Origin of the sequence: Scandinavium sp. M-37 (assembly GCF_043558715.1) — a bacterium.
Lineage (GTDB): Bacteria > Pseudomonadota > Gammaproteobacteria > Enterobacterales > Enterobacteriaceae > Scandinavium > Scandinavium vulneris_A.
Genome location: NZ_JBIGIN010000044.1, coordinates 1 through 18,018, shown reverse-complemented (window position 1 = coordinate 18,018; position 18,018 = coordinate 1). Strand labels below are relative to the sequence as shown.

Genomic DNA, 18,018 nt, shown 5'->3' with positions numbered 1-18,018 from the left:
ATATTTATTCTGTAGAACGTCTTCACGCTATATTAAAATGGGCTGCACCCCACCAGGATGGGGCGCAGTATTTATTGGCGAAGATTATCCGCCGAATTGATCCGGGTCCGGCCCAAGGCGTTTGCCCTGATCCAGCTTGGCTATTTCACCGAGCTCATCTTTATCGAGACGGAAATCCCAGACGTCGAAGTTTTCCGCGATGCGCGAAGGGGTCACTGATTTCGGGATAACCACCAGCCCACTGTCGAGATGCCAACGGATGACAATCTGCGCGGGCGTTTTGCCATACTTCTCCGCCAGATGGCGAATAATCGTCTGGTCAAACACCCCTTCGCCGCCCTGCGCCAACGGGCTCCACGATTCGGTTTGGATCTTGTGGGTTGCGTTCCAGGAGTGCAATTGACGCTGCTGCATCAAAGGATGAAGTTCTATTTGATTGATAACGGGCGTAACGCCCGTTTCGTCAATCAGGCGTTGCAGGTGATGCACCTGGAAATTACACACGCCGATGCTCTTCACCAGACCCTGTTCTTGCAGTTTGATCATCCCGCGCCAGGCTTCAACGTAGTGATCGATAGCCGGAACCGGCCAGTGCATCAGATACAGATCGACAAAATCGAGCTGCAGTTTATCGAGGCTTTCCTGAAGCGCGTCTGCCGGGCGCTTCTGATCGTCGTTCCACAGCTTAGTGGTGATGAACAGATCGTCGCGCGCGACGCCTGCGCTGGCTAATGCTTTACCGACGCCATCTTCATTTTTATACGCGGCGGCGGTATCGATAGACCGATAGCCGACCTCCAGCGCTTTATGAATGGCGGTAACCACGTCCTCGTTGCTTGCTTTCCACACGCCGAGTCCCAGTTGCGGCATTACGTTGCCGTCCTGTAGCTTGATTACGGTTGGATGTGTCATGCATTCCTCCTTACGCCCGTCATACTTCACATTGCAGGCGCGTGGGCTGCGTGCCTGCAATTCGAATTATTAGGGCTTGATGAAAATCACCGGAGCACATCAGGCACTCCGGTGAAGTAGTAGCATTAAGTCTGGACGAAATACGAGAAAACGAAAGGTTAAGCGGGAAATCGCTTAGCGCGCGGCTTCGTAAATACGACGGCTCACCTCAAGGGTAATATCCTGATTTTCGCCGATTTGGGTCATGCCGTGCTCTTCGAGTTTTTTCAGCAGAGCCGGGATGGAGCTGCCGTCCAGGCCATAACCGGACAGACGCGTTGGCACGCCCATCGCTTCGAAGAACTCACGGGTTTTAGCAATCGCGGCATCGATACGCGCATCGTCAGAACCTTCGGTGATGTTCCATACGCGTTCTGCGTATTGCAGCAGTTTGGCGCGTTTGGTATCGCGTTTTTCATTCCACAGGGCAGGCAGAACCACCGCCAGCGTCTGCGCATGATCCAGCCCATGCATCGCGGTCAGTTCATGGCCGAGCATATGGGTCGCCCAGTCCTGCGGCACGCCTGCACCAATCAGGCCATTCAGCGCCTGCGTTGCAGCCCACATTACGTTGGCACGCACGTCGTAGTTTTCTGGCTCTTTCAGCGCTTTCGGGCCTTCTTCTACCAGCGTCAGCAGAATGCCTTCGGCGAAACGGTCCTGAATTTTGGCGTTCACCGGATACGTTACGTACTGCTCAACGGTATGTACGAAGGCATCCACCACGCCGTTAGCAACCTGACGCGGTGGCAGGGTATAGGTGTATACCGGATCAAGGATCGCAAACACCGGCTGCACGTTCGGGTTCATGAACGCCTGTTTGTCACCGGTGGTTTTACGGGAAATGACCGCGCCCATGTTGGATTCTGAACCGGTGGCTGGCAGGGTCAGCACGGAGCCCATTGGGATCGCGCTTTTGATGTTTGCCCCGCCGGTTTGCAGGATTTCCCAAGGATCGACACCGTCAGCATAATGCGCGGCTGCCGCAATAAATTTAGTGCCATCGAGCACCGAACCACCGCCGACCGCCAGCAGGAAAGTGACGTTCTGTTCGCGGGCAATTTTCACCGCGTTCATCAGCGTTTCATAAGATGGGTTTGGTTCGATACCGCCGAATTCCAGCACGTCCAGACCGTTCAGGGCGCTCAGCACCTGGTCCAGCACGCCGGTCTTTTTGACGCTGCCGCCGCCGTAGGTGACGAGGACACGGGCATTGGCCGGGATTTGCGCCCGCAGGTCTGCGATAGCGTCTTTACCAAATAAAATGCGGGTTGGAGTGTGCAGGTTGAAATTAAACATGGCTTATTCCCTTCATTACGGGTGAAAAAGACGATAGCGACAGGGCTATCTGATGGGGGTTATTGTGGTCCTGTGGTCTGTTTGTCTCAATGCACATTCCTGCCGATGTATTGCCCATTTCTCCTGATGACTGGAGAATATGAATAATTGTGTCCACAATACATCCATCGTAATACGCCCCGGATACCGCCAAAAATGAATCGTGAAGAGACCTGTCTGCTGCTGACCGATAAGATTAAGCAGCTGAAAAATAATGAAGAAACGCTGACTCAGCTGTTGCCAGATATCCGCCTGTTGTACGGCACTCAGCCGGGCACCCGCACCCCGGTGATGTACCAGCCTGGTATAGTTTTCCTCTTTTCAGGCCATAAAATCGGCCATATCAACGAGCGTGTTTTCCGCTACGATGCCACGGAATACCTGCTGCTGACCGTGCCGCTGCCGTTTGAATGCGAAACCTTCGCCACCCCGGAAGTGCCCCTGGCGGGCCTGCGTCTGAACGTCGATATTCTGCAATTGCAGGAGCTGCTGATGGACATCGGCGAAGACGAGCTGTTTCAGCCGTCAATGGCGGCGAGCGGGATCAACTCGGCGAAGCTGTCCGATGAAATTCTCTGTGCGGCAGAACGCCTGCTGGATGTGATGGAGCGCCCGCTGGATGCGCGTATTCTCGGCAAACAAATCATCCGTGAGATGCTTTATCACGTGCTGATGGGGCCAGGGGGCGGGGCGTTGCTGGCGCTGGTGAGTCGCCAGACGCATTTCAGCCTGATAAGCCGGGTGCTGAAGCGGATTGAAAGTCAGTACACCGAAAACCTCAGCGTCGATCAGCTGGCGGCGGAAGCCAACATGAGCGTTTCGGCGTTTCACCACAACTTCAAATCGGTGACCAGCACCTCGCCGTTGCAGTACCTGAAAACGTACCGCTTGCACAAGGCGCGCATGATGATGGTGCACGATGGCTTAAAGGCCAGCACCGCGGCGATGAAAGTCGGGTATGAAAGCGCATCGCAGTTCAGTCGGGAGTTTAAGCGCTATTTCGGCATCACGCCGGGCGAGGATGCGGCGCGTATTAGAGGAATGCAGGGCGTTTAATCCCCTCGCGCCTTAGGGCGAGGGTGGGGGGAACAGCGCCTTCAGGCGCTGCAATACTTCTTCTTAATGACCACGAAAACCGTACCGAGCAGGCCGGCAACCAGCAGGAAAATCGGCAGGATCATCAGGAACGTCATCACCTGGTCTTCATGGCGTTTGACGAACGGGATCATGCTCAGGGCATAGCCGAGGCCGGTCACGACGCCGACCCACAGCAGGGCGCTCAGCCAGTTAAAGAACTGGAAGCGGCGATTCGACAAACCCGAAATGCCTGCCATGGTGGGCAGCAGAGTGCGAACAAACGCCAGAAAACGCCCGGCGAGCAGCGCCAGCAGACCGTGGCGGTCAAACATGCAGGTGGCGCGTTCGTGGTATTTGGTCGGTAATTGCGCCAGCCAGCCTTTCACCGTTTTGGTGTTGCCCAGCCAGCGGCCCTGAATATAGCTCAGCCAGCAGCCCAGACTGGCGGCAGCGGTCAGAATCGCCAGCGTCGGAACAAAATCCATCACGCCTTTGGCGATCAGCGCCCCGGCGAGCAGCAACAGGCTATCGCCCGGCAAGAACGACGCCGGAAGCAGACCATTTTCTAAAAATAGCGTCGCAAACATGACCAGATACACCACGCCTACGACGTGGGGATCGGCCAGTGCGGCGAAATCATGCTGCCAGAGTGCGGCGGCAATGTGCTGGATAACAACCATGGACTTTCCTGTGGACTAACATTTTCTGAGTATTGTACTCCTGAATCGCCCGGGATGCCTTGATCCCAGGCGCAACAATGCAGGCAGTTTTAGCGGGACTGTCTGAAATTGTGTCCATCGGATGCCACTTTACACGATGCGTTCAAAACCTGCCGACAAATCCTGGAGAAGATCGTCAACATTCTCTAAACCAACGTGCAGACGAATCAGCGTCCCGCTGAAGTCAGGCTTGCCGTCAGGGCGGATTTCTGCGAGTTGCTCCGGCTGGGTCGGCAGAATTAACGACTCATAGCCGCCCCAGGAGTAAGCCATGCTGAACAGCGTAAAGTTGTCGAGATAGGCCGCCAGTTCGCTGTCGGTAAGCCGTTTTTTCAGAATGAATGAGAACAGACCGCTGCTGCCCGTAAAGTCTCGTTTCCAGAACTCGTGTCCTTTACTGCCCGGCAGGGCTGGGTGATTGACCCGCTCAACCTGTGGATGCTGTGCCAGCCATTCGGCAATTTTAACGCTACTGTCGTGATGCTGACGCAGACGGACCCCGAGAGTACGCAGACCACGGCTGGTCATATAGGCGGTGTCGGCATCAACCATCTGGCCCATCAGATAGGCATTCTCACGCAGCTGATCCCAGCAGCGGGCGTTGGCGACGGCGGTGCCGATCATGCCATCGGAATGGCCAATCAGGTATTTGGTGGCCGCCTGAATGGAGATATCGATATCGAACTCGAGCGCCTTGAACAGCACGCCCGCCGCCCAGGTGTTGTCGATCATAATGACGGCGTCCGGGGCCACGCGGCGAACCGCGCTGACGATGGCGGGCACATCATGCACTTCCATGGTGATCGAGCCCGGTGATTCCAGGAACACCACTTTAGTATTCGGCTGGATCAAATCGGCAATCCCGGCCCCAATCATGGGATCGAACCAGCCGGTCGTGACCCCGAGTTTTTTAAGAATTTTGGTGCTGAAATCCTGGCTCGGTTCATAGGCGCTGTTGGTCATCAGCACATGATCGCCCTGTTCAACAAATGCCAGAATCGTGTTCGCCACCGCCGCCGCACCGCACGGGAACAGAGCGCAACCGGCTCCCCCTTCCAGTTCGCACATGGCTTCCTGCAACGAGAAATGGGTCAGCGTCCCGCGACGCCCGTAAAACAACTCACCTTTGGCGCGATTGCGGGTGGCGTGCTTCTTTGCTTCCACAGTGTCGAAAACCAGGGAGGACGCGCGCTGGATAACGCTGTTCACCGATCCCTGAGTGAATTTTTTACTCCGGCCAGCGTTCACCAGCACGGTATCAAGTTGTTTGTTGGACATGTTCTATCTACCTGTTTTTATACGTCTGGACGTCTAAACTAGCATGATTGTTCGGGGATGTACGACACCCAACGAGATTAAGCAGAAAATTTTGCCGGAACGCGTCAAAGCGCCTTTTTTACTGCGTCAGCGCAAGGAAACGTAGCGATGATTGCGTCAATATGTAAATAGTAATGAGAACGACTATCAATTCGACGTCGTTTTGATATGATTACGAGCAGATTTTGTGATTTAGATCCTGGAGAAACAGAGTGGGTAATAATTTGATGCAGGCGGATCTCTCCGTTTGGGGTATGTATCATCATGCCGACATCGTGGTTAAGGTAGTTATGATCGGCCTGATTCTGGCATCGGTCGTCACCTGGGCAATCTTCTTCAGTAAAAGTACCGAACTGCTGTCGCAAAAGCGCCGCCTCAAGCGTGAGCAGCAGCTGTTGGGCGAAGCCCGCTCTCTGAACCAGGCCAGCGACATTGCCGCAGCCTTCCCGGCGAAAAGCCTCAGCCTCCAACTGCTGAACGAAGCGCAGAACGAGCTGGAACTCTCCGAAGGTGCTGAAGATAACGAAGGCATTAAAGAGCGTACCGGTTTCCGTCTGGAGCGCCGCGTGGCGGCCGCCGGTCGTCACATGGGCCGGGGGAACGGTTATCTGGCAACTATCGGGGCGATTTCACCGTTTATCGGCCTGTTTGGCACCGTATGGGGCATCATGAACAGCTTCATCGGCATCGCCCAGACCCAGACGACGAACCTCGCCGTCGTGGCACCGGGCATCGCCGAAGCGCTGCTGGCGACCGCTATCGGCCTGTTCGCCGCGATCCCAGCCGTGGTTATCTACAACATTTTCGCCCGCATGATTGGCAGCCACAAAGCGCTGCTCGGTGATGTCGCGGCGCAGGTTCTGCTGCTGCAAAGCCGTGATCTTGACCTCAACAACAGCGGCGCTCAGCCGGTGCGTACCGCGCAGAAACTGCGGGTAGGGTGATAGCCAATGGCAATGCGTCTTAACGAAAATCTGGACGATAACGGCGAAATGCATGAGATCAACGTGACGCCGTTCATCGACGTCATGCTGGTTCTGCTGATTATCTTCATGGTGGCCGCCCCGCTGGCGACCGTAGACGTGAAGGTGAATCTGCCAGCCTCTTCCAGCCAGCCACAGCCGCGCCCGGAGAAACCGGTGTACCTGTCGGTGAAAGCGGACAACAGCATGTTCCTCGGTAACGATCCGGTCACCGAAGAAACGATGGTAAATGCGATTAACGCGCAGACCGAAGGCAAGAAAGACACCACCATCTTCTTCCGGGCGGATAAAACCGTGAACTACGAAACGATGATGAAGGTGATGGATACGCTGCACCAGGCGGGGTATCTGAAAATCGGTCTGGTGGGCGAAGAGCACGCAGCCGCCGCGAAATAATCGGCATCATTACCGCTATAAACAAAGAACCGGCCATGCGCCGGTTTTTTTATGTGCGTTGATTCAGGCTTTCTTCGTTGCTGAGGTGGGGAGAGGCTCCTGAGGCGCGACGATATTGACGCAGGCGGTGCGGCAGTTGCCGTCGGCCAGTTTACGGCTCAGGCGCAGGGTGGCGATTTCGCGCCCCAGTAGGTGTTGATAGCTGGCTTCGATATGCGCGAGAACTTTCTCTTTGAGTTGCGGATTACGGCTGATTACCTCGGCCAGCGCTGCGCCGTAAATTTCCTCTTTCACCTGGAAAGCGTAAATCTCGCGGCGGTACTGCCATTTCATGCGTACCAGCGCGGCGGGAATCGACACCAGCGCTTTCGCGGTTTCTTCAATTACCGCATTTTTCTCATTTTTCAGTGCCTGAAGATTATGCTTCAGGATCACCGCATCGCTGTTTTTGTCGTCTAAAGTCAAATAAACGTTATTATTATCACCCTCTTTCATTTTACTCAGCCTGAAAGTCGTAAAAAAGAGACGCTGTTTTTTCTTGCGTGATCAAATTAAGCCAAATTTCATTCCCGGCCTCATTTATTTTATCGGTGTACTCGGCAATAATTTGACTTAATTCCTGGTTATCAATTTCCGCTTCCATTTGAAGGTCGTTCAGAACACGGGCATAGGCTTCGATTTTCATGACCCGAAATAGCCTGTCTTTAATATGACGGTCACGCTCTTCCAGCAGCATATTGCGCGACTGACCATGACGTACCGGGGCGGCTAATATATCTGCTTCGAAATTGTCGAGAGTTATCTTGCCCTGAGTTAAATCAGCATTATTTTCTGCTACACCGGGCGCTGACTCTGGGTTTGAGATGTGAAAATGGGCCGGGATCAGTGACTCGGGTATCATGCCTGATGTCCTTTTATTTTCAACAGGATAGGAGAGATAAAGATGTGAGGTTCGTTGACAATATCATGGCGTAAATTTAAAATCAAAAAAAATGGAGTAAACCATGAACAGTATTATCTATTTTGTGATAGCGCTGCTATTACTTACCGTTGTTATTCTTATCGTCATCTCTGGTCTGTTTAAAAATGAGGTGGTGAACGAAAAACCTCAACCACCGCAGGCGAAATTGCTAAGCAAAGAAGAAGGTGAAGACCATTTTTCGGTGCTGATGAATGCGATAACGCCGGTATGGTACTGGCGCGTCAATCATGAATATATTGATTTTCTTCATGCCACCATAAAACGCATGAGTATCACCGAATTAAATGCTACCGCAGGGTTATTTGAGGCCCAGCGACGCTGCAGCGATCTCAATTCGGCGGTGTATAAATATTACGATAATATAAAAAAACGCTGCGTAAATGGCGAAAAGGTCTCGCACGGTGATCTCGACGTGTTGAACCTGCAGCAGTGCTTTCGTGAATTTAGCCTCGACGCCTATCCGTCCCTGGTGGCGCTGGTGTGGCCGGAGTATCAGCGCCCGCATGTGGATCCGCAAGCGTTGTAATCCTCACACCCAACTTAAAAATTTCACAAAAAAATAATCACAAAACGTTATGAATTCTCCAGGTTCTGCCGATAACGAGGTGGATTGTGACGCGTGTCACAATACCCTTGCAACGGCCAGGAGAATTTATGCATTTGCTTCGTAACTTTACCATTCGGATGGTCATGCTGGTCATCCTCGGGATTTTTGGTTTGCTGTGGTCCGGTGTTGGGCTGTACAGCGTGTACTCGCTGTCGAAGGTGGCCGAGGGCAATCAGGTTGACCGGGAACTGGTCACCCAAATGACTCTGCTGAGCCAGGGCAATGACCAGTATTTTCGTTTTGTGACCCGGCTGGGTCGAGCGATGGAGGCCAAAGCGGCGGGCAACGCGGCGGATTTCGCTCCCGCGCAGCAGGCGCTGGATAACATGCGCAGTAAGCTGGAGGCGCTGAAGGCGGTGTCGCCCGGCCCAATGGATACGCAGGTTTCTGCCGACACGATTGCCAACTGGCAGGCGCTGCTCGATAACGGCGTGGCTCGCCAGATGGCACTGGCAGCGCAGGGTTCTGCAGAGGACTATCGCCAGCAGGCCACCAACGTAACGCCTGCCTTAAGTCGCGCCTTCGGTGCCAGCACCGAGAAATTTAACGCCCGCGCCAGCGTCGCGCTGGACAACACGCGCGTGGTGGTCGATCACCTCACGTCGGTCACCCGGACGTTAATCATCAGTGCCGTCATCATCGGCTTGTTACTGCTCCTGTTCTCCGACCGCTATCTGGTGGCGATGCTGGTGAAACCGCTGTCTCGCGTGCAACAACACTTCCGCCTGATGGCGCAGGGCGATCTCAGCCAGCCGATGGCGTCGTTTGGTCGCAACTGTGTCGGCCAACTGGTGCCGCTGCTGAATGCGATGCAGGACAGCCTGCGCGAGGCCGTCAGCACCATTCGTCACGGCAGCGAAAATATCTGGCGCGGTGCGACGGAAATTTCGTCCGGCAATAACGACCTCTCTTCGCGTACCGAAGAACAGGCCTCGGCGCTGGAAGAAACGGCGGCGAGCATGGAGCAATTGACGGCGACGGTGAAACTCAATGCCGATAACGCACAGCAGGCCAGCGACCTGGCGCAGGCGGCATCACACACCGCCAGCAAGGGCGGCTCGCTGGTCGACAAGGTGGTCGACACCATGTCCGGCATCTCCGACAGCTCAAAGAAAATTGCCGAGATAACCACCGTCATCAACAGCATCGCGTTTCAGACCAATATTCTGGCGCTGAATGCCGCGGTGGAAGCGGCGCGGGCGGGCGAACAGGGCCGTGGTTTTGCGGTAGTGGCAGGCGAAGTGCGTAACCTCGCCAGTCGCAGCGCGGGCGCGGCGAAAGAGATTGAAAGCTTAATTGCTGACTCCGTGACCCGCATCGACAGCGGGGTGCAGCTGGTGAATGACACCGGTAACACCATGGACGCCATTCTGCGTGCAGTGCAGGAAGTGACCACCATCATGAAGCAGATTGCCAGCGCGTCGGCGGAACAGAGCAAAGGGATATCGCAGGTGGGCGTGGCAATCACGCAGATGGACAGCGTCACGCAGCAAAACGCCTCGCTGGTGGAACAGGTGTCCGCCGCCGCATCGGCGCTGGAGCAGCAAACCCATGCCTTACAGCAGTCGGTGCAGAAATTCCGTCTGTCGAATGCCTGACACGGCGACGGCCTGAAATGACCGGGTGAGTACACCCGGTCGACGGAAGGGTATTAACCCTGACGCTTATCCTCAGTATTGGTATCGAAATCGCTGGCCGAGTGGCGCTCATGCAACTGCTCGTTCAGCGGGCCCTGGGCACGGTTAACGATGCGCCCACGTTTGACCGCCGGACGGTTGCCGACATCCTGCGCCCAGCGCAGCACGTTTTTGTAGCTTCCGGCATCAAGGAATTCCGCCGCGTTATACGCCGCACCGAGTACCACATTGCCGTACCACGGCCAGACCGCCATATCGGCAATGGTGTACTCCTCGCCCGCCACATAGCGGCCGCGCGCCAGCTGCTTATCGAGCACGTCGAGCTGACGCTTCGCTTCCATGGTGAAGCGGTCAATCGCGTACTCAATTTTCACCGGGGCATAGTGATAGAAATGGCCAAAGCCGCCGCCGAGGAACGGGGCGGCGCCCTGGAGCCAGAACAGCCAGTTCAGCGTTTCGGTACGCCCCGCAGGATCTTTCGGCAGGAAGTGACCGAATTTCTCCGCCAGATACAGCAGGATCGATCCGGATTCAAACACTCGCAGCGGCGGATTGACCGAGTGATCGCTCAGCGCCGGAATTTTTGAGTTCGGGTTCACATCGACAAAACCGCTCGAGAACTGATCCCCGTCGCCGATGCGGATCATCCACGCGTCGTACTCCGCGCCGGTCACGCCGAGTGCCAACAGCTCTTCAAGCATGATCGTCACTTTCTGCCCGTTTGGCGTCCCGAGGGAGTAAAGCTGCAACGGGTGCGTGCCCACCGGCAGCGCTTTTTCATGGGTTGGGCCAGAGACCGGACGGTTGATGTTGGCGAACGCGCCGCCGTTGTTTTGCTTCCACTCCCAGACTTTCGGAGGTTGATACTCATTTTTAGACATAGAAAAACCACCCTGTTGGTTGAGGTATTGACGGAGTGTAGCAGGTGATAAAGCCGAGCTTTAACAATGAGAGCGTGATCGTCGTAACGGCTTATTTTAAAAACATCTTATATACCCTTCATACTTCAAGCTGCAGATGCGTTGGCTGCATTCTCTCACCCCAGTCACTTACTCAAGTAAGCTCCTGGGGATTCGTTCTTTTGCCGCCTTCCTGCAACTCGAAGTATGCAGGGTATAGGGGGTAATTTCGGATATAAGCTTAAGCGAAAAACGCATTTCAAATTGCATGGGAAAGGCTCCAATATGCGCGCTGAACTGCGCTCGTTGGCAGACAATAATAATGATGATGGGAAGGGGTTAAATAAGCATGCGCAAGTTGGTCTTCTCCGCCGCGATGATTTCGCTGGCCTTAAGTCTCGCAGGATGCGATGACGGCAAGAAAAATGACACCGTAAATGCACCCGCCGCTGACCAGAATGCCGCGCCCAAAGAGGGCGGCTCGCTGATCGTCGGTATTACCTCCGGCGACCCGTTGGCGGTGAACCCGATTTACGCCAGCGACCGCACCACGCTCACGCTGATGCAGGCGTTGTACGCGCCGCTCTACAGCTACAACGACGGTAAAATTGAGTGGGGTCTGGCTGAAAGCCTGACGCCATCCACCGATAATCTGAGCTATATCCTCAAGCTGAAACCGAATCTGAAATGGCAGGACGGCCAGCCGCTGACCGCCGACGATGTGGTGTTCACCTTTACGAAACTGCTCGATGAAAAGCAGCACAGTTTCTTCCGCAGCATGTTCATGTTTGGCGGCAAGCCGGTGCAGGTCAGCAAGGTGGATGACCTGACGGTGAAATTTACCCTGCCGCAGGTCAGCGCCGCGTTTGTCGGCACCCTGGTGCAGATTTACCCGATTCCGCAGCACGTGTTTGCTAACGAAAGCGATCTGGAAAAGAGCAGCAAAAACGACGCCCCTGTGGGATCCGGTCCGTTCAAATTTAAAGAGTATCGCGCCGGGCAGTATTACGCCCTGACGCGTTTCGATGATTACTGGAACGGCAAGCCGAAGCTCGATTCCGTGACCTACCGTTTCGCCAAAGACAGCAACTCCGCTAACCTGGCGCTGCAAAATGGTGAAATCAATCTGAAGATGGTCGATCCGCAGGACGTATCACGCCTGAAAGGCACGGGGAAATTCGATTTTGTGGTCTACCCGGAAGGACGCCTGGCGTACATGACCTTCAACCAGAACGTGCCGGTGATGAAGAGCAAGGAACTGCGTCAGGCGATTGCTTACGCCATTAACAAAGACGATCTGGTAACCACCGCTTTTACCTCGCTCGATTACGCCAAACCGGCCACCTCGTTCCTGACGCCGGATACGCTGTACCATTCTGACGATGTGGATCAGTACAAATTCGACCTGCAAAAAGCCAAAGATCTGCTGAAAGCCTCCGGCGCACCGGCCAATCTGAAGCTGCGTCTGGCGTATGTGAACACCAACAAAACTCAGGAGAGCATGAGCCTGTATATCCAGCAGCAGCTGAAGGCGCTGGGGATTAACGTTGAGCTGATGCCGCTGGATGCTAACGCCATGTCGCAGCGCAGCCTCGACATGAACAACACCGCCTGGGAGCTGAACCTCGGCGGCTACATCATGGGCGCGGAGCCGGACGGCTACAAGTCGCTGTTCATGAGCAATGAAGCCTATAACTACGCGCACTACAAAGACGCGCAGTTCGACGCGCTGTGGGATAAAGGTGCGGTGGAAACCGATGCGGGCAAACGCGGCGAGATCTACAAACAGATCCAGCAGACCGTCGCCACGCAAATGACCTATTACCCGATTGCGTACACCAATGCCACCGTGGCGGTCGACAAGCGTTTTGGCGGCACCCAGGAGGCCGAGCCAAAACCGGTTTATATGTTCCAGGACCTGTCGAAAATCTACCAAAAATAATCGGTTAGCCCCCGGAAGGGGGCTTTTTTGTGAAGGGAATGTCGTGAACGCAATGCTAACGCGTCGGCTGCTGCAACTGCTGCCGATGCTTTTCTTTATTTCGCTGGTGGCATTTTTACTGGTGAAACTCGCGCCGGGCGATCCGGTTCAGGCGTACATCACGCCACGCATGGCGCCGGAGGACATCGAGCGTATTCGCCATAGCCTGGGGCTGGATAAGCCGCTGGTGACGCAGTACTTCCTGTGGCTGAAAAACGTCTTTCAGGGCGATTTAGGCTACTCGCTGATTTATCACCGCCCGGTGCTGGAGATGATCGTCGAACGTATCCCGGCGACCCTCGGGCTAATGGGCGCCTCGCTACTGCTGGCGATTGTGCTGGCGGTGCCGCTCGGCCTGTTGGCGGGGGCGTTTAAGCATCGCTGGCTGGATCACTTCCTCAATCTGTTCGCCTATATCGGCATTTCAGTGCCGATTTTCTGGTTCGGCATTCTGCTGGTAACCGTGTTCGCGGTGCAACTCAACTGGCTGCCGAGTATGGGCATGCGTACCATTGGCGTGGAAGATAACGGGCTCGACGTGGTGCGCCACGGCATTTTGCCGTGCATCGCGCTGACCTTTTACAACCTGTCGAACTACGTACGCTATGTGCGCTCCAACACCATTAGCCAACTGTCGGCGGATTACGTGCAGACCCAACTGGCGTACGGTGCGACATATCGCACCATTCTGTTCCGCCACGTGATGAAAAACGTGCTGCTGCCGGTGATCACCCTGTTTGGTCTGTCGTTCGGGGAACTGATCGTCGGCGCGTACGTCACCGAAAGCGTATTCTCCTGGCCGGGCATGGGGCTGCTGGGGATCCAGGCCATCTCGTCGCTTGATTACCCGCTGATCATGGCGATCATCCTGCTGTCGTCGCTGATGTTGATCGTCGGCAACCTGCTGGCGGATCTGCTGTATCGCTTCGCCGATCCCCGCATTCGTACCCTGAGGTAACCGCCGATGAGCAGACGCTGGCAAAACGTACGTCACCAGCTGCGCCGCAATCGTCCGGCGCAGTTCTCCCTTCTGGTGCTGTTTATTTTCATTCTCGCGGCGCTGGCAGCGGGGTTCAGTCCTTACGATCCGGACCAGATGTCGCTCGGCGCACGGATGTTGCCGCCCGATGCGGCGCACTGGTTTGGCACCGATGAATATGGCCGGGATTACTTTACCCGCGCGCTGTACGGCGGCCAGATTTCATTGATGGTCGGCTTTATGGTGATGCTATTTTCCACCCTGATTGGCACCGTGGTTGGCACGGTCAGCGGCTATTTCGGCGGCTGGCTCGACAACCTGATGATGCGCGCCGTCGATATCCTGCTGGCGATCCCGGCGTTCTTCCTGTTGCTGGTGCTGAACGCCTATCTCAAGCCGGGCGTGGATAACATCATCATGATTATCAGCCTGTTGACGTGGATGAACATGTCGCGGCTGATCCGCGCCGAAACCCTGTCGGTCAAAGAGCGCGAATACGTGCTGTACGCGCGCGCCGCCGGGGAACATCCGCTGCACATTATCGTGCGCCACATCATTCCCGGCGTGCTACCGACCATTATCGTCGCCGCGACCCTGAACATCGCCTCGGCGATTTTGATGGAGTCCACGCTGAGCTTTTTGGGGCTCGGCGTGCAGCAGCCCGCGGCGTCGTGGGGCAGTATGCTCAACAATGCGCAGTCCTACATCGGCGAGGCCTCATGGCTGGCGATGTTCCCGGGGATTCTTATTCTGCTGACGGTATTCAGTTTTAACGTGCTGGGCGACGTGTTCCGTACCGCCTTTGAACCGGGAGCCAATCGCGATGCATAACTTACTGGAACTCGACAACCTGCAAACCGCGTTCTTCACTCGCGACGGGGAAGTACATTCGGTGCGTGGGGTGAGCTTTGCGCTCCAGCCCGGCGAACTGGTCGGCATCGTCGGTGAATCCGGCTGCGGTAAAAGCGTCACCTGTAAATCGGTGATTCAACTGCTCGGTAAAAACGGCAAAATCACCGGCGGCAGCGTGCGTTTTCGCGGCGAAGATCTGGCGCGGAAAACGCCGGAGCAGATGCGACGGATCCGTGGGAACGATATCGCCATGATTTTCCAGGATCCGATGACTGCCCTGAATCCGGTGGTCACTATTGGCCGTCAGATGACCGAGATCCTGATGCGCAATAAAGGCTTATCGAAACGCGAGGCGAAAGCCAAAGCCGTCGATATGCTGGGGCGGGTGGGGATCGCCGACGCCGAGAGCCGTTTCTCCCAGTATCCGCACGAATTCAGCGGCGGGATGCGCCAGCGGGTGATGATCGCCATCGCGCTGTCGTGCAATCCGGATCTGTTGATCGCCGATGAACCGACCACCGCGCTGGATGTGACCATCCAGGCGCAGATCCTGCGGCTGCTAAAATCACTCCAGCAGGAAACCGGCACTGCCATTTTGCTGGTCACGCACGATCTCGGGGTGGTGGCGCAGGTGTGCAGCCGGGTGGTGGTGATGTACGGCGGCCAGGTGATGGAGGAGGGCAGCGTGGAGGATATTTTCTGGCAACCCCTGCATCCTTATACCCGTGGCCTGCTGGCCTCGCTACCGCGTGCCGACCAACCCGAGCATCGTCTGTCACCGATTGAAGGCTCGCCGCCGGGGTTACTCAACCCGCCGCCGGGGTGTCCGTTTGCCGAACGCTGCCCGCAGCGGATGGCGCAATGTGACCATCAGCCGCCGTTTTATTCCAACGCCAACGGCCATCGAACCGCCTGCTGGCTATGGCAGGACAAGGAGATCCCGGCATGAGCCAGCAACCGTTAATTCGCGTGCGTGACCTGCATAAACACTATGCCCTGAACGGCGGCTGGCTGCGCAAAGGCCGCCTGGTGAAAGCCGTCGATGGTGTCAGTTTCGATATCCTGCCCGGTGAAACCTTCGGCCTGGTGGGCGAGTCCGGCTGTGGGAAATCGACCCTCGGGCGTGCGGTGCTGCGCCTGTTCGATATCACCTCCGGCGAGATTTCCTTTGGCGGGCAGGAGATAGCCCACGCGTCAGAGAAAACGCTCAAGCCGCTACGCCGCCGGATGCAGGCCATTTTTCAGGACCCTTATTCGTCGCTTAATCCGGGCATGACGGTGCAGCAACTGGTGTCTGAACCGATGCAAATCCACGGCTACGATAAGCAGGCGCAGCGCGAACGCACCGAAGAGCTGTTGGACAAAGTGGGCCTCAAGCAGGAGCATTTGCAGCGTTTCCCGCATGAGTTCAGCGGCGGCCAGCGCCAGCGGATAAGCATTGCCCGCGCGCTGTCGGTGCGCCCGGAGTTTGTGCTGTGCGATGAACCGCTCTCGGCGCTGGACGTGTCGGTGCAGGCGCAGGTGGTGAATATCCTGCAAGATTTGCAGCAGGAGCTGGGCCTGACCTATCTGTTTATCGCCCATGATTTGTCGATGGTGCGTCACATCTCCAGCCGAATTGGGGTGATGTACCTCGGCAAGCTGGTGGAAGTGGCCCCGGCGGGCGAGCTGTATCAGCACCCGGCGCACCCCTATACCCGGGCGCTGCTGGCGTCAGTCCCGCAGCCGGACCCGCGCGTGCGTCATCTGGAACACGGCGGCCTGAAGGGTGAAATCCCGAGCCCAACGGCGGAGATCACCGGCTGTCGTTTTTGCAGCCGCTGCCCGCAGGCGATGCCGGTGTGCCAGCAGCAGGAGCCGCCGATGCAGGAGATTGCCCCGCGTCATTTCACCGCCTGCTGGTTGTTTAAGGTGTAATTCCGCGGTCGCGGATGTCGTGGACTAAATCGATAAACGCTTTAAGCCCTGGCGGGACGTGACGCCTGCCGGGGTAATAAAGGCGCAGCCCGCCAAACGGCGGACACCATTCGGGCATCACGCACATCAACCTCCCACGCTTCCGTGGCACTCATATTGTAATACGTCGGGAGATAAAGCCTGAGAGTATAAGTCCTGAATAAGTTAACGGCCAATTCACAAAAAAATGCCGCCTGAGTGGCGGCTTGCAAAATAGCAACACTGTATAAGTAAAATAACACAGCGAGAACTTTATCATCACCTGGAGTGCGTGTCACTTTATATAACTTGATTACTTAAAGTCATTTTTCAAAAAATTAAGAGCGGTACGCGGTAAATCTATTTTACGCAAGTTCCCGCTGAGATTAACCGAAGAAAGAGTTGCGGATATTTTGCTGCACCACTGAGCCACTCTGCGGTTATCTGCCAGGCTACGCAGGCCCCCTGTTATGTAAGCTTGTGAATCATTCGCTTACGTATTAGCCATTTATTTGTATTCATTAAAAATCGGTTTTATATTAAATGGAATGTACTTTTTGGCGATTTAGCGTGTGATGAAATGGGTATTTTAGTCAGTCTTCATATGTTTTTTTAATGTATTTCATTTTTTCGTTTTTATTTTTCTACTTTTGATGGGTTCTCGATCGGCAGGCCCCGGGATACACTGCGGTTGATGATAAAAACATCATTCAATATTCATTGTTCATATTAAATTTAGCGTCGAGATGAATGCACGTTTCTATTCCTGGCGCTGAGTGTTAAATTATACAGATTATGGAGAACTGGACACGATGTCTGATTCCACAGAAAAACAAAATGACTTAATGCTGGCTGACGTTGGCGGCGATTACACTTCATTGATTACCATTGACAGCGTTATCGATCATGCTGGTCAGCAACAGGGCCCGGTTGCTAAATTCGGCGAAACCGATGACCTGCAGCCAACACTGACGGGGTTTGTGCCTAATGGCGAAAATGTGGTCCTTCGCATCTACCTCAACAGCGTGCAAGTCGGCACCGCCCATGTACAGGCTGACGGCACATGGACCTATACCCCGGAGACTCCGCTGGAGCCGGGTACCCTGAATTATTTCCAGGCCGTCATGCCTGATCCAGGCGGCAGCTCGAAACTTTTCTTATCCGACCCTTACTACATCAACACCACCGACCCTGATCAGGACATCGTGCCCCCGGATGTACCGGTTGTACCCGATGTACCGGTTATTGACAGCGTGGCAGACAACGTACAGGGCGGCATTACCGGCGACCTGGCTAACGGCAGTCTGACTAACGATGCCCGTCCGGAGCTCACTGGTCATGCCATGGCGGGCGCTACTGTCAATA

18 protein-coding genes and 1 pseudogene are annotated in these 18,018 nt (G+C 55.4%); 11 read left to right on the top strand and 8 right to left on the bottom strand.

From position 1 onward, the window contains the following. Positions 1–84: 84 nt before the first annotated feature. Both dkgA and yqhD read right to left on the bottom strand, forming a co-directional pair. On the bottom strand, positions 85–912 hold the full coding sequence (dkgA, locus tag ACG0Z5_RS21560; RefSeq protein ID WP_319628643.1) for a 2,5-didehydrogluconate reductase DkgA: 828 nt from the start codon (positions 910–912) through the stop codon (positions 85–87). Positions 913–1,086: 174 nt separating this feature from the next. Then, positions 1,087–2,250, bottom strand: a complete 1,164-nt coding sequence (yqhD, locus tag ACG0Z5_RS21555; RefSeq protein ID WP_394451034.1) for an alcohol dehydrogenase — start codon at positions 2,248–2,250, stop codon at positions 1,087–1,089. Between the two features lie 195 nt (positions 2,251–2,445). Here yqhD and ACG0Z5_RS21550 point away from each other — a divergent pair, with 195 nt between their 5' ends. Further along, entirely contained in the window at positions 2,446–3,345 is a 900-nt protein-coding gene (locus ACG0Z5_RS21550; RefSeq protein WP_394451032.1) for an AraC family transcriptional regulator N-terminal domain-containing protein, read from the top strand. Between the two features lie 41 nt (positions 3,346–3,386). Here ACG0Z5_RS21550 and yghB read toward each other — a convergent pair whose 3' ends face one another. Both yghB and metC read right to left on the bottom strand, forming a co-directional pair. Then, positions 3,387–4,046: a DedA family general envelope maintenance protein YghB gene (gene yghB, locus ACG0Z5_RS21545; protein ID WP_394451030.1), complete on the bottom strand. Its 660-nt coding sequence runs from the start codon at positions 4,044–4,046 to the stop codon at positions 3,387–3,389. Between the two features lie 129 nt (positions 4,047–4,175). Further along, positions 4,176–5,363, bottom strand: a complete 1,188-nt coding sequence (gene metC, locus ACG0Z5_RS21540; RefSeq protein WP_394451028.1) for a cystathionine beta-lyase — start codon at positions 5,361–5,363, stop codon at positions 4,176–4,178. Between the two features lie 251 nt (positions 5,364–5,614). Between metC and exbB the strand changes: the two genes are divergently transcribed. Continuing rightward, the gene (gene exbB / locus ACG0Z5_RS21535; RefSeq protein WP_394451026.1) at positions 5,615–6,346 is read left to right on the top strand and encodes a tol-pal system-associated acyl-CoA thioesterase; all 732 of its coding nucleotides are present in this window, start codon (positions 5,615–5,617) and stop codon (positions 6,344–6,346) included. 6 nt (positions 6,347–6,352) lie between these two features. Next, positions 6,353–6,781 (top strand): TonB system transport protein ExbD, encoded by a 429-nt coding sequence (gene exbD / locus ACG0Z5_RS21530; RefSeq protein ID WP_319628637.1) that lies wholly within the window; start codon positions 6,353–6,355, stop codon positions 6,779–6,781. A gap of 63 nt (positions 6,782–6,844) precedes the next feature. On the opposite strand, the gene ACG0Z5_RS21525 is transcribed toward exbD, so the two are convergent. Continuing rightward, complete coding sequence (locus ACG0Z5_RS21525) at positions 6,845–7,276, bottom strand: cytoplasmic protein (RefSeq protein WP_394451024.1); 432 nt, start codon at positions 7,274–7,276, stop codon at positions 6,845–6,847. Between the two features lies 1 nt (position 7,277). Further along, on the bottom strand, positions 7,278–7,682 hold the full coding sequence (locus ACG0Z5_RS21520) for a hypothetical protein (RefSeq protein ID WP_394451022.1): 405 nt from the start codon (positions 7,680–7,682) through the stop codon (positions 7,278–7,280). Positions 7,683–7,785: 103 nt separating this feature from the next. Between ACG0Z5_RS21520 and ACG0Z5_RS21515 the strand changes: the two genes are divergently transcribed. Both ACG0Z5_RS21515 and ACG0Z5_RS21510 read left to right on the top strand, forming a co-directional pair. Beyond that, positions 7,786–8,289: an ESA_00282 family adhesion-associated protein gene (locus ACG0Z5_RS21515; protein ID WP_394451020.1), complete on the top strand. Its 504-nt coding sequence runs from the start codon at positions 7,786–7,788 to the stop codon at positions 8,287–8,289. Between the two features lie 128 nt (positions 8,290–8,417). Then, complete coding sequence (locus ACG0Z5_RS21510; protein WP_394451018.1) at positions 8,418–9,968, top strand: methyl-accepting chemotaxis protein; 1,551 nt, start codon at positions 8,418–8,420, stop codon at positions 9,966–9,968. Between the two features lie 53 nt (positions 9,969–10,021). Here the strand turns inward: ACG0Z5_RS21510 and yghU are convergent, their stop codons facing one another. Continuing rightward, positions 10,022–10,888 (bottom strand): glutathione-dependent disulfide-bond oxidoreductase, encoded by an 867-nt coding sequence (yghU, locus tag ACG0Z5_RS21505; protein ID WP_394451016.1) that lies wholly within the window; start codon positions 10,886–10,888, stop codon positions 10,022–10,024. Between the two features lie 367 nt (positions 10,889–11,255). Here yghU and ACG0Z5_RS21500 point away from each other — a divergent pair, with 367 nt between their 5' ends. Genes ACG0Z5_RS21500 through ACG0Z5_RS21480 form a run of 5 tightly spaced genes read left to right on the top strand, consistent with a single transcriptional unit; the run spans position 11,256 to position 16,635 of the window. Continuing rightward, on the top strand, positions 11,256–12,848 hold the full coding sequence (locus tag ACG0Z5_RS21500; protein WP_394451014.1) for an ABC transporter substrate-binding protein: 1,593 nt from the start codon (positions 11,256–11,258) through the stop codon (positions 12,846–12,848). 52 nt (positions 12,849–12,900) lie between these two features. Continuing rightward, on the top strand, positions 12,901–13,845 hold the full coding sequence (locus ACG0Z5_RS21495; protein WP_394451065.1) for an ABC transporter permease: 945 nt from the start codon (positions 12,901–12,903) through the stop codon (positions 13,843–13,845). Between the two features lie 6 nt (positions 13,846–13,851). After that, positions 13,852–14,697 carry an ABC transporter permease gene (locus ACG0Z5_RS21490; RefSeq protein WP_394451012.1) on the top strand — a complete coding sequence of 282 codons (846 nt, stop codon included), beginning with the start codon at positions 13,852–13,854 and terminating at the stop codon, positions 14,695–14,697. Further along, on the top strand, positions 14,690–15,667 hold the full coding sequence (locus ACG0Z5_RS21485; protein ID WP_394451010.1) for an ABC transporter ATP-binding protein: 978 nt from the start codon (positions 14,690–14,692) through the stop codon (positions 15,665–15,667). The genes ACG0Z5_RS21490 and ACG0Z5_RS21485 overlap by 8 nt, the downstream gene beginning before the upstream one ends. Beyond that, positions 15,664–16,635 (top strand): ABC transporter ATP-binding protein, encoded by a 972-nt coding sequence (locus ACG0Z5_RS21480; RefSeq protein ID WP_394451008.1) that lies wholly within the window; start codon positions 15,664–15,666, stop codon positions 16,633–16,635. The genes ACG0Z5_RS21485 and ACG0Z5_RS21480 overlap by 4 nt, the downstream gene beginning before the upstream one ends. Here the strand turns inward: ACG0Z5_RS21480 and ACG0Z5_RS21475 are convergent. Next, a pseudogene (locus tag ACG0Z5_RS21475) lies at positions 16,625–16,771 on the bottom strand (LysR family transcriptional regulator); the annotation flags it as partial. The gene ACG0Z5_RS21480 and the pseudogene ACG0Z5_RS21475 overlap by 11 nt on opposite strands. 694 nt (positions 16,772–17,465) lie before the next feature. On the opposite strand from ACG0Z5_RS21475, the gene ACG0Z5_RS21470 reads away from it, so the two are divergent. Continuing rightward, positions 17,466–18,018: hypothetical protein (locus tag ACG0Z5_RS21470; protein WP_394451006.1), on the top strand; the 553-nt coding region annotated here is incomplete at its 3' end.